Below are 15,379 nucleotides of genomic sequence, written 5' to 3'. Positions count from 1 at the left end.
GCCTGTTCGTCTCCGGCCGCGACGACGACATGATCGTCTCCGGTGGCGAGAACGTCTTCCCACGCCCGGTCGAGGAGCTGATCCTGACGTTGCCGCAGGTGCTCGACGCGGCGGTCGTGGGGGTGCCGGACCGCGAGTTCGGGCAGCGCTTCGCGGCGTACGTGGTACCCCGGCCCGGCGCGGCGATCAGCCCCACGGTGGTGCGGGACTACGTCCACGCGCACCTGCCCCGCTTCGCCGTGCCCCGCGACGTGATCTTCGTGAGCGCCCTGCCCCGCAACGCGACGGGGAAGGTGGTCCGGCGCAACCTCCTGTCGGAACGCTAGCCGGCCTTGTCGATCACGCAGAAGCGGTTGCCCTCGGTGTCGGCGAGGACGGTGAAGTCGGCGTCCGGCGGGTAGTCCTGCCAGTCCACGCGGGACGCGCCCAGCTCCAGCAGCCGCTCGACCTCCGCGGCCGGGTCGTCGGCGTACAGGTCGAGGTGCACGCGCGGCCTGTCCTGCGGGGGCGTCTCGCTGCGCATCAGCGAGACGTTCTGCCCGACCCCGTCAGTGGGCGCGAGCACCACGAACCTCTCGTCGATGACCTCGTCCCGCGGCACGTACCCCAGCGCGCGGGCCCAGAACTCCGTCGCGCGCCGCACGTCGGACGCGCCGAGCACGGTCGAACCCAGTCGCAACATGTCGGTCATTGTCGTAGTACCCCGGTATGACTCACATGTTCGAACCGTGGTCTGACGACGTCCCGCCCTCCCGCGCCTAGCGTTGTCCTCATGAAACACAACGCCATGCACCTCCTCTACGCCCTCACACTGGTGCCGGGCCGGCGTCACCTGGCGGCTCGGTGGGGTCTGGCGCCCGGGCCCCTGTCGTTCGCCGCGTTCCCGTTCGCGGTGCTCGTGTTGTTCCTGATCTGGAGCAGCTGGCTGTATCCGCTGCGTCCCGACGCGATCGGCGCGGTCGGCCATCCGCTCACCGCGGACCCGCTCTTACGCGGAGCGTGGGGCGGCCCGACGCTGATCGGCGCCTGGTTCGTCCACGCCATGGCAGCGCTGGGGATGCAGGTCATCTGTATGGCGGCGATCCGCCGCTTGCAGGGCAGGGCCCTCGTCGAGGCCGTCTGACTTCGCCGCGCTCAGGAGATCCCCGTGCTGATCCGCCGCCTGGGCCTCGGCGCGACCGTGGCCGCGCTGTTCACACTCGGTGTCCTGGACCTGGTCCAGCACTACGGCACGAGGCCGTTCGTGGCGATGGTGCTCAGTGCCGTGCGGGTCGCACCGCTGTTCTTCTACCGAAGGCGACCGGTGGCGGCGTGGGTGGCGGTGCTGGCCGCGGCGGCGTTGACCGCTGGCGTGAGCGAACCTGTCTCGCGCAGCGAGCCGTGGCCGTGGGCGGTCACGAACGTCATGGCGGTGACGGCGGTGGCCGGGATGGTCGCGTCGCTGGGCCGGCGGAACCTGTCCCTGACCATGTTCGGCATCCTGGCCGGCGGTTACCTGGTGCTGGCGTTCTGGCCGGGCGGCGGCGACAACTGGGCAACGGGCGTGGTCGTCGTGGTCACGTCCGGGATCGCGATGATCGTGGGTGACTTCGTGCACGGCCGGAGCCGGATGGCGGCCGAACTGGTGCGGGAGCGGCAGGTGAGCGCGACGGAACGCGAGCTGCGCTCGGTGGTCGAAGAACGCGCCCGCATAGCCCGCGAACTCCACGACGTGGTCGCCCACCACATGTCGATGATCACGGTGCAGGCGGAGACGGCGCGGTTCCGGCACCGGGACCTGCCCCCGGAGGCGGTCACGGAGTTCGCCGAGATCGCCAACGTGGCGAGAACGTCGCTCTCGGAACTACGCGGCCTGCTGTCGGCCCTGCGCGACGACGGCGCGGACCCGAACCGCACCCCGCAACCAACGCTGGCGGACGTGCCGGCGCTGGTGGACCGCATCACCGCCGCGGGCACCCCGGTAACCCTGACCCTGACAGCCGAGACGGCCGACCTGCCCCAGATCGTGCAGCTGGCCGCGTACCGCATCGTGCAGGAGGGCCTGAGCAACGTGGTCCGCCACGCCGGCAAGGCCCGCACGTGGGTGGACATCGTCAGATCCGAGGAAGCTCTACACCTGGAGGTAACGAACGAACGCCCAACACCCCAGCCATCCCCGGCCACCGACGCCCGCACCCACTCCCACTCCCAGGGTCAGGGCCAGGGCCACGGTCTGACGGGCCTCCGCGAACGAGCCACCCTCCTGGGCGGCACGTTCGAGGTAGACCACCCAGCAGGCGGCTGGCGCCTACGAGCGTCCCTACCCCTATGACCACCCACACGGGAACCCGCCCACGACACGGGCCGCCGCCACGCCGCCGCCCACGCCACGCCGCCGCCCACGCCAGGACGCCCCCGGACATGTTGCGGTGCCCCCCAAGCGCTGGCGGGGTCGCCGTGGGTGTGCCTTGGCCATGCCGTGGATGGTGTCGCCGAGCGTTGCGGGGGTGCTGTGGGTGTGCCTTGGGCATGCTGCCGAGCGCCGCGGGTCGCTGTCCGTGGGCGTGCCTCGGGCATGCTGCGGACGATGCCGCCCACAGGCTCCCGGACATGCCGCGCTGCCCCGGAGCGTCTGCGGGGTCGCCGTGGGTGTGCCTTGGCCATGCCGTGGATGGTGGCGCCGAGCGTTGCGGGGGTCGCCGTGGGCGTGCCTCGGGCATGCCGTGGACGGTGGCGCCGAGCGCGCAGCCGGCGCTGTGGCGTGCCGCGAACACGCCCTCGGATGTGCCGCCAAGCGCCCGTGGGGCGCTGCGGACACGCCCCGGCTGCGGCACCCGCCGCGTCGCAAAGATCGTCGTGCTCCCGGGATGTGCCGCGTCAACGTGGGACGCTGCCGAGGTCCGCGTGCTGGCCGACGTCCTGCGCAACCGACCAACCCACTGCTGAATCACGTGCCGGGATCGAGGGTCAGGAAGGAGGTCTGATGGGGGAGCCCATCAGGGTCGTGGTGGTCGACGACCAGGACATGGTGCGGGCCGGGTTCGCGGCGTTGCTGTCCGCGCAGGAGGACATCGACGTGGTTGGGCAGGCTGCCGACGGGCAGGCGGCTCTCGAGGTGTGTGCGGCCACGGCGCCGGACGTCGTGCTGATGGACGTGCGCATGCCGGTGCTCGACGGGGTCGAGGCGACGAAGCGGCTCGCGGACAGCTCGGCGCGGGTCCTGATGCTGACCACCTTCGACATCGACGACTACGTGTACGCGGCGCTGCGGGCGGGTGCGTCCGGCTTCCTGCTCAAGGACGCCACGCCCGAGGAGCTGGTGGCCGCGGTGCGGGTGGTGGCCGCGGGGGAGTCCCTGCTCGCGCCGGCGGTGACCAGTCGGCTGATCGCGCACTTCGCGCGTCAACCGACGCTCGCGAGCACGCCGCCCCGGCTGGACGTGCTGACGCCGCGGGAGCGGGAGGTCCTCACCTGGGTCGCGCGCGGCGAGTCGAACACCGAGATCGCGGCGCGTCTCGTCCTGGCCGAGCAGACGGTGAAGACGCACGTCAGCCGGATCTTCCTCAAGCTCGGCATCCGGGACCGGGCGCAGGCCGTGATGGTTGCCTACGAGACCGGGCTGGTGTCCCCGGGGGTCTTCTGAGTGGCCGCCAGCACTCGGGAGAGGGCCGCGTGCAGCGCCTCCAGCTCGGACAGCTCCATGCCGAGCGCCTCGACGACCCGGTACGGGATCTTCTCGGCCTCTTTCCGCAGCTCCCGACCCTTGTCGGTCAGCTCGACGGCCAGTGCCCGCTCGTCGCGGGCGCTGCGGGCCCTGGTGAGGTATCCGAGGCTCTCCAGCCGCTTGAGCATGGGGGAGAGGGTCGCCGGCTCGTGGCGGAGGGTCTCCGCGAGGTCGCGGACCGACCGCGGTGAACGGTCCCAGAGCGCCAACAGCACGAGGTACTGCGGGTGCGTGAGCCCGTACGGCTCCAGCAGCGGCCGGTAGATCGCGATGACACCGCGCGACGCCAGTGACAGCGCGAAGCAGACCTGCCGGTCCAGCGCCAGCGGGTCGGGTCCCAGATCGATCGTCGGCATGGTTCACATCACCCGTTAGTTAGTGTACTAAATGTTAGAGTACTAAGTATGGAACGACCGAATCCAGCGCAGTGGCTCTGGTACGCGGTAGGTGGTCGGCTACCCGCCAGCCTGGCTCCGTGGGTGCTGCACGATGTCACGGCCCGGACGTGGCTGCTTCGCCACACGGCGCGGGGTTGTGTGCTCCTCGCCCCGATCGCGGCCGGCTGCCTGCTGCTCCCCGGCCCCCTTTCCCTGCGGCTGGCGATGGTGCTGCTGGTGGCCATCGTCGGCGTGTACTTCTCCCTGTCGTACGTGGACGAGAGCTGCGAGCTGCGTGCGGTCAAGCACGGGTACGAGCACGGCATCGCCCGAGCCACCCGCGACGCGCGCAAGGGCGACAAGGAAGAGGCCGAACAGGCCCGCTACGCCGCCAACTTCCGCTCGACCCACTGAAGGATCCCGCGAACGGAGGTCCTCAGGCGACGCCGAGGGGCCGAACGGTCGCCAGTGCTCCCCACCGGTTGCGCGCGAGCGTCGCAGGCGCGACCCACGGTTACGCATCCGGCTGCAACACGCAGTACACAAGCGACGTCGTACGCTGGTCGGGTGATCGCACCCGCAGTCTCGTCGGACGAGCCCGCAGTGTCCGACAAAACGGACGTACGTACGCCTGCCTGGCGAAACGTGCTCCTGCGTGTCCTCGTGTCGGCGGGTGCCGGCGTGCTGATCTACCTCAGTAACCCGCCACGCACGGTGTGGTGGCTCGCCCCGATCGGCGTCGCCGTGCTCGGTGCCGTGCTCTACGGGCGCCGTGCCCGTGCCGGGTTCGGCTACACGCTGTGCGCGGGGCTCGGCTACTTCATCCCGCTGCTCGCGTGGACCGGTGAGTTCGTCGGTGCCGTTGCGTGGCTGCCGCTCAGCCTCGCCGAGGCCGCGTTGCTGGGGCTCGCCGGCGCGGGCATCGCGGTCGTGAGCGTCCTGCCGGCCTGGCCGGTGTGGGCCGCGTTCGTCTGGGTCGCGGGGGAGTACCTGCGTTCGCTCTTCCCGTTCGGCGGCTTCCCGTGGGGCCAGCTCGCGTTCTCCCAGCCGGACGGCGTCTTCCTGCCGCTCGCCGCCGTCGCCGGGACCCCGCTGATCGCGCTGGCCGTCGCCATGACCGCCTTCGGTCTCGCCGCGCTGGTCCGCATGCTGCTCGTCGACCGCCAGCCGCGCCGGCTGGTCGCGCCCGCGCTGGCGTTCCTGCTGCCGATCGTGGCGGCCCTCGGCGCGTTGCCGCTGGTCGGCACCGACCCGAACGACGGCGAGGCGACCGTCGCCGTGATCCAGGGCAACGTGCCGCGTGCCGGGCTCGACTTCAACGCGCAGCGCCGGGCCGTGCTCGACAACCACGTCGCCCGCACCGAGCAGCTGGCGCGGGACATCCGCGCGGGCCGCGCCAAGCAACCCGACCTCGTGATCTGGCCGGAGAACTCGTCGGACATCGACCCGTACCGCAACCCGGACGCGTGGTCGCGCATCGCCGACGCCGCCCGCGAGATCCGCGTGCCCATCGCCCTCGGCTCGGTGATCGTCGGCGACGACGGCCTGCCGCGCAACACCGTGCTGCTCTGGGACCCCGAGAAGGGGCCGGTCAGCCAGTACACCAAGCGGAAGCTCCAGCCGTTCGGCGAGACCATGCCGTGGCGGTCGTTCTTCCGCATCTTCACCTCGGCCGTGGACCGGGCCGGGCAGTTCGTGCCCGGCGACAAGCCCGTGATCTTCCCCATGGCCAACGCCCGCGTCGGGCTCGCCACCTGCTACGAGGTCGCGTTCGACGACGTGGTGCGGGACTCGGTGAAGGGCTCGAACATCCTGGCCGTGCCGACGAACAACGCGACGTTCGGCTGGACCGAGATGACCTACCAGCAGCTCGCGATGGACCGCGTCCGGGCCGTCGAACACGGCCGGACGGTGGCCGTCGCGGCGACGAGCGGCGTGAGCGCGTTCATCCGGCCGGACGGCTCGGTGATCCGGTCGACCGGCCTGTTCACGCCCGCGGCGCTGGTCGAGCGGGTGCCGCTACGGTCGACGACTACTCTGTCTGACCAACTGGGCCCTGCTGCGGAGTGGGCGATGGCGGCCGTCGGACTCGGCGCGCTGGTCGTCGCGATCGTGGTCCGGCGGCGGAACCGGGCAAGCAACTGACCGAGAGTTGACAGACCGGCGCGGCACACGCGCCGGTGAGGAGGGTGACGAATGGCGGAGCAGCTCGAGCCGGTGCTCGTGGTGATCCCGACGTACAACGAGCGGGACAACATCGAGCGGATCGTGGGCCGGCTACGTGCCGCACTGCCGAAGGCGCACGCCCTGATCGTGGACGACGGCAGCCCCGACGGCACGGGCGAGATCGCGGACCGACTCGCGGCGGAGTCGGACGGGCACGTGCACGTCATGCACCGCACCGAGAAGAACGGCCTCGGTGCCGCCTACGTCGCCGGCTTCACGTGGGGCCTGGAGCGCGACTACGCCGTGCTGGTCGAGATGGACGCCGACGGCTCACACGCCCCGGAGGACCTGCCGAGGATGCTGGACGCGCTGGCGGACGCCGACCTGTCGATCGGCTCCCGGTACGTGCCCGGCGGCCGGGTCGTGAACTGGCCCAAGCACCGGTACCTGTTCTCGTGGGGCGCGAACACCTACACCCGGCTCGCTCTGGGTTCCCGTGTGAAGGACATGACGGCGGGCTTCCGCGCCTACCGCCGCGAGGCCCTCCAGAAGCTCCGCCTGGACAACGTCGCCTCCCGCGGCTACTGCTTCCAGATCGACCTGGGCTGGCGCACGATCGAGGCGGGCTTCACGGTCGTCGAGGTCCCGATCACGTTCACCGAACGCGAGTTCGGCGTCTCCAAGATGGGCGTCGACGTCATCCGTGAGGCCCTCATCCGGGTGACCAAGTGGGGCCTGCGGCGCCGGGGCACCCAGCTGAAGGCCCTGTTCAAGCGCTGACGTGCTGAGGTGGCGCGGGTATCTCCCCGCGCCACCACGTCACGAGAAACCGCCCCGCTCAGCAGTACAGGTTGTCGCCCGTGGGGACGCCCAGGATGCCCGTGAAGCGGGTGTAGTTGTCCACCCGGCTCTGGACCTGGCCCGGGTTGCCGCCGTTGCACTCCAGCGAGCCGTTGATGCTGCGGATGGTCTCGCCGAAGCCGCGCTGGTTGACCATCGCGTCGTGCGGGGTCATGGTGCCGGGACCGCTCTGGGTCATCCAGTACCAGAGCGCCGTCTTCCAGGAGACGGCCGCGTTGTTCTCGACCTGCCACGGGTCGTCCAGCAGGTCGATGCCCAGGTAGTCACCGGCGGCCTTGTAGTTGAAGTTCCAGCTCAGCTGGATCGGGCCACGGCCGTAGTAGGCGGCCTGGCCGGCCGGGCACCCGTACGGCTGGTTCCAGTCGCAGTAGGTCGGGTAGTTGGCTTGGTTCTGCTCCACGACGTAGACCAGCCCACCGGTCTCGTGGGACACGTTCGCCAGGAACGCCGCCGCCTCCTGCCTGCTCACCGTGTCGCCGCCGGCGGTGGCGAAGGACGGGAAGCTGTCCAGGGCCGCGGTGAGACCGCTGTAGCTGTAGAAGGAGTTCCTGTTCGGGAACATCTGGTCGAACTGCGCCTCGCTCACCACGAACGCGCGTCGCGGCGCGACGTCGGCGGTCGCCGAGCCCATGGGCAGGGACACGAGCAGGGTGGCGAGCGCCGCCACCAGCAGCCGGATCTTCATGGTCACTCCTCGGTGCAGGGTGTGCTCCCGAGAGTTACCACGATGCCGCATTGGTCTAAACCAGTCGAAAGTATGGTCTGGCCCAGACGGAGTGGATCACACCGGGGTCGACCAGTGGCTGGACGATGTCGCGCGGCGGGTCCTCGCGCGAGGAGAAAGTGGTAGTACAGCGCAATGAGGATCCTCATCTCGGGGGCCAGCATCGCGGGTCCGGTACTCGCGTACTGGCTGAACCGCCACGGCTTCCAGGTCACGGTCGTCGAGCGTGCCCCGACACTGCGCAGGACCGGCGGTCACGCCGTCGACCTGTTCCGCCCCGGCATGGACATCTCCGCACGCATGGGCGTGCTGCCGCGCATCGAGGAGAAGGCGACCGGGACCACCCGGATGACCGCCTACCGCGCGGGGCGGCGCACCCCGACCACGGTGGACATGACCAAGATCTTCAGCGCCGTGTCCGACCGGCACGTCGAGATCATGCGGGACGATCTCAGTGAGATCTACTACGACGCCACGACCGCCGACGTCGAGTACGTCTTCGGCGACTCGATCACGTCGATCGAGGACGACCTCGTCTCGTTCGAGCAGCACGCGCCGCGGCGGTTCGACATCGTCGTGGGCGCCGACGGGCTGCACTCAGGCGTGCGTCGGCTCGTCTTCCCCGACCAGCCGGCGTACTTCATCGGCGGGCACCTGGCCGTGCTGACCGCGCCGAAGGGCGCGCTGGACGGCGAGTTCGTGTGCCACGTCCACCCCGGGCGCACGGTGGGCCGGTACGGGGCGCGGCCCCTGGCCGACGAGCGGATCGTCTTCCTGTTCCGCAGCGAGCACGAGCTGGACTGCCACCACCGGGACGTCCCGCGGCAGAAGGAGATCCTGCGGTCGACGTTCGCGGGCATGCACCCGCAGGTGGACGAGTGGCTCGCGGAGATCGACCGGACCCCCGCGTTCTACTTCGACTCGATCACCCAGCTGCGCATGGACTCCTGGTCGCGCGGCCGCGTCACGCTCGTCGGCGACGCCGGCTTCTGCCCGGGTCCCGCGGTGGGTGGCAGCACGAGCCTGGCCGTGCTCGGGGCGTACGTCCTGGCCGGCGAGCTGGCCGAGGCCGGCGGCGACCACGAGAGGGCGTTCCCGGCCTACGAGCGGGAGATGATCGACATCGTGCGCCAGAGCCGGACCTTCGCCCTGGGCGCGGCGAAGACGCTGATCCCCAACTCCAGGCTGGGGGTGTGGGGGCTGGTGACCGGTGCTCGGCTGGTGTCGGCGCTGCCCGCGGGGGTGAGCAGGGCACTCGCGAAGCTGAACGACAAGGGTGTCCGCATGCACGACTCGATGCGCGTCAAGGACTACGAGGTGGCGTCGAACAGCTGAAACATGCCGGATGCCCAGGTCGGTTCCGCACCGACCTGGGCATCCGGACAAACGTGAAGAGGGCCGTTACGCGGACCGGCTGCGACGGACCTTCAGCTCCTGCAGCCGCTCGGAGAGCAGGTCCTCCAGCTCCGGGATGGTCCGGCGCTCGAGGAGCATGTCCCAGTGCGTGCGCGGCGGCTTGACCTTCTTGGTCTCGGGCTCCGAGCCGTCGATAAGCTTGGACGCGGTACCGTGCAGCCGGCACTCCCACATCGACGGCACTTCGGCGTCATCGGAGAAGGGGACCTCGAAATCGTGGTCCTTCGGGCATGCGTAGCGGATCGTCCGCCGGGGGGCGAGGTCGTGGTTACGGTCTGTCTCGTAGCTGACCGCGCCAAGTCGGCTTCCACGGAGTACACGGTCGGCCATGGCGACGTCCTTTCGTTCGGCTCGCAGCACACAGGCTGAAGCCAGGGTAGTGCTCACCTTGTGCAACGTCAGAGCGCGCCAAAACGTTCCCACCTATCGCACTCCGTCGCACACGGTGACCCGCGGCAACCCCTGTATCTATAGCTTCCACCGTAGAGATGCGCCTTAAACATGTTCGTGACGCGAGACTCTCCGGATTGCCATATGACGTCGCCCACTTGGGGTAATCAGTTCCCCAGTATGGCCCTCAGGCGAAGCTGAGCTGGCCACGTCCGGCGACGGCGGGTCCCAGATCGCCCACGCGGAAGTGCCGGCGACACAGGACTTGATAACGCACCGTAGCCGGCGGCTCGGACTGTGGTAATTCACGGTCCGTGTCGGCCACGAGCACCGTGTCGCCGGCCCGGATCACCACCCCGTCGGACACGCGCGCGTTGAACCGCGCCGGCAGCCCGCACCAGCACAGCACGTCCACCTGGACCGGCTCCAGCTCGTCGGCGAGCTCGAACAGCCGCCGCGACCCGGGGAACATCCGGCTGCGGAAGTCGGTGGCGATGCCGAAGCAGTACACGTCCACCTGCACGTCGTCGGCCAGCTCGGCCAGCTGGTCCACCTGGTCGGGGGTGAGGAACTGCGCCTCGTCGACGATCAGGTAGTCGACCCGCAGCCCCTCGGCCCACCGCGCGCGGACGAGGTCGCGCAGGTCGACGTCCCCCTGCACCTCCAGCGCCTGCCGGGTGATCCCGATACGGCTCGTGATCTGCGGCTTCCCGGACCGGTCGTGGTGGACGAGCAGCAGCCCCCTGCGCCCCTGGCGCGCCTGGTTGTGGTCGACCTGCAGCGCGAGCGTCGACTTCCCGCAGTCCATCGGCCCGTAGTAGAAGCGCAGGTGCCCCACCACCGGCGTGGCGCGCCGCGAGCCCGCGGCGGGCACCGAGGACAGCGCGTCGGTGGGATCGGTCAGCAGTTGCGACGGCATCGGTTCCACGGCAGCTGACCCTATAGCGCCCCGGTTGTCCCGACCGCGGTGAACACGCCTGGCGGCCGCCCCGGAGACCGTCACCCACCGCGACTCCGGCGTGCGGTTCGACCTCGCGACCGCGCCTCAGGCGTTCCGCTTGCTCTGGGTGAAGAAGTTGACCACGTCCTCGGCCGTGATGTGCTCGGGGATGGCGAGTTCGGTGGCGGCTGTGGCGTTGCGGGCGAACAGTGCTCGTTCGTACTCGGTGAGCGCGGTCTCGACGTCGTCGGGGTGCGCGGCGATGGCCGTGGCGAGTTCGGCGCCGTCCTGCATGGCCAGGTTGGCGCCTTCGCCGTTCGGGGCGGTGAGGTGGGCGGCGTCGCCGAGCAGGGTGACTCCCGCCACCCTGTCCCAGCGGTGCCCGATCGGGAGCGTGAAGTGCGGGCGGAGGACCGGCGGGGTGTCGGTGTCGGTGATCAGGGCGGTCAGTTCGGGAGCCCAGTCGTGGAACTCCCGGGCGATCCGGGTGGTGGCCGCGGCGGTGTCGGTGAAGTCGATGGCGGCGAACCAGTCCAGCGGTCTGGTGAGTTCCACGTAGGCGTGCAGGGTGTCGCCGCTCTCGCGGTGGCCGTGGATCGACCTGCCCGGTGCGGGTGCGATCAGCGACCCGCCGCCGACGGCCTTCGCGGCGGCGGGGTGGCGGGTGTCGGCGTCGAACAGGTAGGTCTCGACGAACGACGTGCCGACGTAGTCGGGGGTGGCGGCCGACAGCAGCGGCCGGACCCGTGACCAGGCGCCGTCGGCGCCGACCAGCAGGCTCGTGACGACGGTGGCGCCGTCGGCGAAGGCCACCTCGTGGCGGCCCTCGCCCACCGAGCGGGTGCCGGTGACCTTGTGGCCCCACCGGACGGTGCCGGCGGGCAGGGAGTCGAGCAGGAGCTGGCGCAGCTCGGCGCGTTGCACCTCGGGGCGTCCGCCCGTGCCGTCGTCGGCCTCCTCGAACAGGACGGTCCCGTTCCGGTCCAGGACCCGCATCGCCTGGCGGCCCTCCAGGACGAGGCCGCGGAACTCCTCGGTGAGGCCGGCCGCCGCCAGTGCCGGCTGGCCGGTGTCGTCGTGGATGTCGAGCATCCCGCCCTGCGCGCGGGCGGTCGGCGACGGTTCGGCCTCGTAGACCGTGACCGGGATGTCGTGGACGTGCAGGACGCGGGCCAGGACGAGTCCGCCGAGGCCGGCGCCGACGATCGTGACAGGGGTGGGCATGTGAGTTCTCCAGTCGGTTGCTGGCACGGCTGTGCGCGGGCGTCGGGGCGTGATCGGGGCTAGGCGCCGGTTGTGGGGTGGGCGTGGTGGAAGTGGCGGTCGAGGTCGTCGAAGACCGCCTCGACCGCGGGTGCCAGCTCGTCGGCCACGACATCGGGAGGTGTCCCCTCCAGGACGCCGCGGCCGATGCGGTCGACGATCAGCTGGAAGACCGAGATGAGCGCGGCCGCGTGGGCACGGGCGACCGCGGGGTGGACGGTGGCGCAGGTCTCGGTGATCGCGGCGGCGACGGCGTCGGTGTGCTGGTCGCGGATCTCGAGGGTGAAGCGGCGGACGGTGGCGCTGCTGGCGCACAGTGCCGGGTGCTCGCCGCGTGCGTGGTCGAGGTCGGTGTGGCGGTGCCGCTCGACGTCCTCGCGCGCCACGGCACGCAGCGCGGCGGCCGGGCTCGTCCCGCTCGCCCGATCGAGGACGGCCCGCGAGTACCGCTCGCGGAACTCCTCGGCGCGGTCGAGCACGAGGTCCTGCTTGGCCGGGAAGTAGTTGTAGACGGTCTGGTCGGACACCTCGGCGGCCCGCGCGACATCGACGATGGAGACCTGCTCGTAGCCGTGGGTGGCGAACAGCCGTGCGGCGGTGTCGGCGATGTGCTGCCGCGTCCGCGCCTTCTTGCGTTCCCGGAGTCCGCCCTCTCGTGCCACGACGCCACCCTAGCGGGAATTTTTGGAAGCGCCAAAGTTTTGTGTCAGTCAACCGCTGGGCGGCTCAGCCGGCGCCCGTCACGAGGGTCACCCCGATCGTGACCATCGTCGCGGCTACCAGGGCGTCCAGGACCCGCCACGACGACGGACGGGCGAAGAAGCCGGTCAGGAGGCGGGCGCCGAACCCCAGGGCCGCGAACCAGCACAGGCTCGCGAGCGCGGCACCCGCCCCGAACGCCCACCGCAGGTCGCCGCGGTGGGCGGCGACCGTGCCGAGCAGCAGGACCGTGTCCAGGTAGACGTGCGGGTTCAGCCAGGTCAGGGCCAAGCAGGTGAGGACCACGCGGTGGGTGCCGGGCGCGGTCGAGATGCCCATCGAGATGTTCATGGCCGACGGCCGGAACGCGCGCCGCGCCGCCAGGAACCCGTAACACAGCAGGAAGACGCCGCCGGCGACGCCGGCCACCGTCAGCACCGTGGGGAAAGCGAGCACCAGCGCGCCGACCCCGCCGACCCCGAGGGCGATCAGCACCGCGTCCGAGGCGGCGCAGATGGCGACCACGGCCGGCACGGCGTCGCGGCGGATGCCCTGCCGCAGCACGAACGCGTTCTGCGCGCCGATGGCCACGATCAGCGACAGGCCGGTGCCGAACCCGGCGACAGCGGCCAGCAGGACGTCCCTCACGAACCCGAGGCTAGGGCGACGCTAATCAACAGTACAGCTAAAGATTTTAACGTAACATTAGCTGTTGTGATGCCGGAATTTCCGCTCGACCAGGTCCGCACGCTGCTCGCGGTGGTCGACGAGGGCACGTTCGACGCCGCCGCGGCCGTGCTGCACGTGACGCCGTCGGCGGTGAGCCAGCGAGTGAAGGCGCTCGAACAGCGCACCGGCAGCGTGCTGGTGACGCGCACGAAACCGGTGCGGCTGACCGAGTCCGGGCAGGTGGTCGTCCGGTTCGCGCGGCGGCTGACGGCGTTGGAGCAGGAGGCGCGCGCGGAGCTCCGCGGCGTGGGGGAGCCCGTGCGGGTGCCGTTCGCGGTCAACGCCGACTCGCTGGCAACGTGGTTCCTGCCGGCGCTCGCGCGGGTCCCCGGCGTGTGTTTCGAACTGCACCGCGAGGACCAGGACCACACGACGGCGCTGCTGCGGGAGGGGACGGTGATGGCGGCGGTGACGTCGTCGGCGACGCCGGTGCAGGGCTGCTCGGTGCGCCTGCTCGGGCACCTGCGGTACCTGCCGCTGGCGGCCCCGGTGTTCGCGGCCCGCTGGCTGACGGGGTCGCTGCTCGACGACCTGGCCCGCGCGCCCGTCGTGATGTTCGACCGGCGAGACGACGTGCAGGACAGGTTCGTCCGCGCGCTCGGCGGTGCGCGGGCGAGCGAGTGGCGGCACTACGTTCCGGCCTCGGAGGTGTTCGTGGAGGCGGTCGTGGCGGGGCTGGGCTGGGGCATGGTGCCGGAGGAACAGGCGGCGCCCCGGCTGCGGTCGGGCGCGCTCGTGGCACTGGCCCCGGACCGGCGGGTGGAGGTGCCGCTGTACTGGCAGCAGTGGAAGCTCGACCTGCCGGCGCTGTCCACGGTCGCGGCCGCCGTCGCCGAGGCCGCCTCGACCTCCCTGCGGAGCGCCCGCCACTGATCAGCGCCGGTCACTCCGGCGGTGGCACTAGCAGGCGCCCGTGTACCGGCAGGCCACCACCGACGGCATTTCGACCGGGTGGCCGGCCGTCAGCGACCAGGCCAGGCGGACGTACTGCGCGTGGGTCCACGCGAGCGGCGTCGCGGACGTCGTGGGGGTGCCGGGCCGGACGCCGGGTGGTGCCTCGTTGTCCCACACCTGTTCCGGCAGCATCAACCCGCTGTTCGCGGTCGCCGCCATGGTGTTCAGGCGGCCTCGGGCGGCTCGCGGGTCGCCCGCCAGCAGTTCGTACTCGCCGCGTTCGCCCGCGAAGATCGGCCACAGCCGGCCGTACGTGCGGGTCGGCGACGGCCAGTTCACGTTCCACGGGCCGCCGTTCGCCTGCTCGCCGTAGCCGTCGTTCGTGAAGCGGTGCCACAGTTGGCCGACCGGCGTCCGCTCGCCCAGCGCGGTGTCCACCACCGCGATCGTGTTGCGGATGACCGGGTCGGAGGCCGGGCGGACGCCGAGGCGCACCAGCTCCAGGAAGCTCGGGTCGACCACCGCGCGCTGGTCCACCTCGCCGACGTTGTTGTCGCCCAGGTTGTAGGTGGTGCCGGCGTTCGGGTCGCCGTCCTTGGTCAGGCGCAGGTAGTACGGATCCCTCGACAGGGGGCCGTTGTGCGTGACCGTCCACCCCTCCACGCCGGACGCCCACCGGTCGGCGACGGTCAGGTAGCGGGTCGCGCCGGCCGTGTCGCCGGCGCGGGTCAGCAGGTCCGCGAGGCAGACCAGCCCCGCGATCTCCGCCGCGATCGTCGCGGGGGAGTAACCGCTCTGCTCCTCCCAACGCTCCTGGCCCGTGTACGGAGCCGCCCGGCCGTCCTGCCGGAAGGACAGCAGGTAGTCGGCGGCCTTCTTGACGTGGGCCCAGGTCCGCGCGTCGCTGCGGTCCAGCTGCCGGGCCAGCACCAGCGGGAACGCCGTCTCGTCGAGCTGGACGTTGGGCCAGTACGGCGTGCCGTCGGCGGTGGTGTTCTGCGGCAGGTGGCCGTCCGGCCGCTGCTGCCGGGTGAACATGTAGTCCAGCGCTCGCTCGGCCGCCCCGCGGTCGCCCTCGGCGAGCAGCGCCGTCGCGATCTGGTACTGGTCGCGCGGCCAGACCAGGTGGTACGGCCCGGACTGCGGCGCCAGCTTGTCGTCGAACGCCCAGGCCCACGGCATGCTCGGCGAGGCGACGAAGGCGCCGGGGTAGCGCT

The 15,379-nt window shown here is 71.1% G+C and carries 18 protein-coding genes; 9 read left to right on the top strand and 9 right to left on the bottom strand.

The window, feature by feature from the left end:
• Positions 1–326: AMP-binding enzyme (locus ACJ73U_RS31735; protein WP_407781417.1), on the top strand; the 326-nt coding region annotated here is incomplete at its 5' end.
• Here the strand turns inward: ACJ73U_RS31735 and ACJ73U_RS31730 are convergent.
• Positions 323–682: a VOC family protein gene (locus tag ACJ73U_RS31730; protein ID WP_407781416.1), complete on the bottom strand. Its 360-nt coding sequence runs from the start codon at positions 680–682 to the stop codon at positions 323–325. The two genes, ACJ73U_RS31735 and ACJ73U_RS31730, sit on opposite strands and share 4 nt — an antisense overlap.
• 90 nt (positions 683–772) lie before the next feature.
• Between ACJ73U_RS31730 and ACJ73U_RS31725 the strand changes: the two genes are divergently transcribed.
• The 3 genes from ACJ73U_RS31725 (at position 773) to ACJ73U_RS31715 (ending at position 3,622) form a co-directional block, all read left to right on the top strand.
• Positions 773–1,123, top strand: a complete 351-nt coding sequence (locus ACJ73U_RS31725; protein ID WP_407781415.1) for a hypothetical protein — start codon at positions 773–775, stop codon at positions 1,121–1,123.
• A gap of 24 nt (positions 1,124–1,147) precedes the next feature.
• Entirely contained in the window at positions 1,148–2,311 is a 1,164-nt protein-coding gene (locus ACJ73U_RS31720) for a sensor histidine kinase (protein WP_407781414.1), read from the top strand.
• A gap of 651 nt (positions 2,312–2,962) precedes the next feature.
• The gene (locus ACJ73U_RS31715; protein WP_407781413.1) at positions 2,963–3,622 is read left to right on the top strand and encodes a response regulator; all 660 of its coding nucleotides are present in this window, start codon (positions 2,963–2,965) and stop codon (positions 3,620–3,622) included.
• Here ACJ73U_RS31715 and ACJ73U_RS31710 read toward each other — a convergent pair.
• The gene (locus ACJ73U_RS31710) at positions 3,586–4,059 is read right to left on the bottom strand and encodes a MarR family winged helix-turn-helix transcriptional regulator (RefSeq protein WP_407781412.1); all 474 of its coding nucleotides are present in this window, start codon (positions 4,057–4,059) and stop codon (positions 3,586–3,588) included. The genes ACJ73U_RS31715 and ACJ73U_RS31710 overlap by 37 nt on opposite strands.
• A 48-nt stretch (positions 4,060–4,107) precedes the next feature.
• Between ACJ73U_RS31710 and ACJ73U_RS31705 the strand changes: the two genes are divergently transcribed.
• The 3 genes from ACJ73U_RS31705 to ACJ73U_RS31695 all read left to right on the top strand — a co-directional run bounded on the left by ACJ73U_RS31705 (position 4,108) and on the right by ACJ73U_RS31695 (position 7,026).
• On the top strand, positions 4,108–4,494 hold the full coding sequence (locus tag ACJ73U_RS31705; protein ID WP_407781411.1) for a DUF5313 family protein: 387 nt from the start codon (positions 4,108–4,110) through the stop codon (positions 4,492–4,494).
• Between the two features lie 231 nt (positions 4,495–4,725).
• Positions 4,726–6,225 carry an apolipoprotein N-acyltransferase gene (lnt, locus tag ACJ73U_RS31700; protein ID WP_407781410.1) on the top strand — a complete coding sequence of 500 codons (1,500 nt, stop codon included), beginning with the start codon at positions 4,726–4,728 and terminating at the stop codon, positions 6,223–6,225.
• Positions 6,226–6,276: 51 nt separating this feature from the next.
• On the top strand, positions 6,277–7,026 hold the full coding sequence (locus tag ACJ73U_RS31695) for a polyprenol monophosphomannose synthase (protein WP_407781409.1): 750 nt from the start codon (positions 6,277–6,279) through the stop codon (positions 7,024–7,026).
• 58 nt (positions 7,027–7,084) lie between these two features.
• Here the strand turns inward: ACJ73U_RS31695 and ACJ73U_RS31690 are convergent, their stop codons facing one another.
• Positions 7,085–7,738, bottom strand: a complete 654-nt coding sequence (locus tag ACJ73U_RS31690; RefSeq protein WP_407781418.1) for a chitinase — start codon at positions 7,736–7,738, stop codon at positions 7,085–7,087.
• Between the two features lie 228 nt (positions 7,739–7,966).
• On the opposite strand from ACJ73U_RS31690, the gene ACJ73U_RS31685 reads away from it, so the two are divergent.
• Complete coding sequence (locus tag ACJ73U_RS31685) at positions 7,967–9,166, top strand: FAD-dependent monooxygenase (protein ID WP_407781408.1); 1,200 nt, start codon at positions 7,967–7,969, stop codon at positions 9,164–9,166.
• 66 nt (positions 9,167–9,232) lie between these two features.
• Here the strand turns inward: ACJ73U_RS31685 and ACJ73U_RS31680 are convergent, their stop codons facing one another.
• The 5 genes from ACJ73U_RS31680 to ACJ73U_RS31660 form a co-directional block, all read right to left on the bottom strand.
• Positions 9,233–9,577: an RNA polymerase-binding protein RbpA gene (locus ACJ73U_RS31680; RefSeq protein ID WP_407781407.1), complete on the bottom strand. Its 345-nt coding sequence runs from the start codon at positions 9,575–9,577 to the stop codon at positions 9,233–9,235.
• A 247-nt stretch (positions 9,578–9,824) separates the two neighbouring features.
• Positions 9,825–10,556: a thymidine kinase gene (locus ACJ73U_RS31675; protein ID WP_407781406.1), complete on the bottom strand. Its 732-nt coding sequence runs from the start codon at positions 10,554–10,556 to the stop codon at positions 9,825–9,827.
• 126 nt (positions 10,557–10,682) lie between these two features.
• Positions 10,683–11,801 carry an FAD-dependent oxidoreductase gene (locus tag ACJ73U_RS31670; RefSeq protein WP_407781405.1) on the bottom strand — a complete coding sequence of 373 codons (1,119 nt, stop codon included), beginning with the start codon at positions 11,799–11,801 and terminating at the stop codon, positions 10,683–10,685.
• A 59-nt stretch (positions 11,802–11,860) separates the two neighbouring features.
• The gene (locus tag ACJ73U_RS31665; protein WP_407781404.1) at positions 11,861–12,502 is read right to left on the bottom strand and encodes a TetR/AcrR family transcriptional regulator; all 642 of its coding nucleotides are present in this window, start codon (positions 12,500–12,502) and stop codon (positions 11,861–11,863) included.
• Positions 12,503–12,566: 64 nt separating this feature from the next.
• A complete protein-coding gene (locus tag ACJ73U_RS31660) occupies positions 12,567–13,187 on the bottom strand; it encodes a LysE/ArgO family amino acid transporter (RefSeq protein ID WP_407781403.1) in 621 nt (206 codons plus the stop codon).
• A gap of 69 nt (positions 13,188–13,256) precedes the next feature.
• On the opposite strand from ACJ73U_RS31660, the gene ACJ73U_RS31655 reads away from it, so the two are divergent.
• Entirely contained in the window at positions 13,257–14,141 is an 885-nt protein-coding gene (locus ACJ73U_RS31655; protein ID WP_407781402.1) for a LysR family transcriptional regulator ArgP, read from the top strand.
• Between the two features lie 27 nt (positions 14,142–14,168).
• On the opposite strand, the gene ACJ73U_RS31650 is transcribed toward ACJ73U_RS31655, so the two are convergent.
• A partial coding sequence (locus ACJ73U_RS31650) for a glycoside hydrolase family 15 protein (protein ID WP_407781401.1) occupies positions 14,169–15,379 on the bottom strand: 1,211 nt, incomplete at its 5' end.

This window comes from Actinophytocola sp. (assembly GCF_045807065.1).
In the GTDB taxonomy this organism is placed as follows: Bacteria; Actinomycetota; Actinomycetes; order Mycobacteriales; family Pseudonocardiaceae; genus Actinophytocola.
This window is presented reverse-complemented; position numbering and strand designations above follow the sequence as displayed.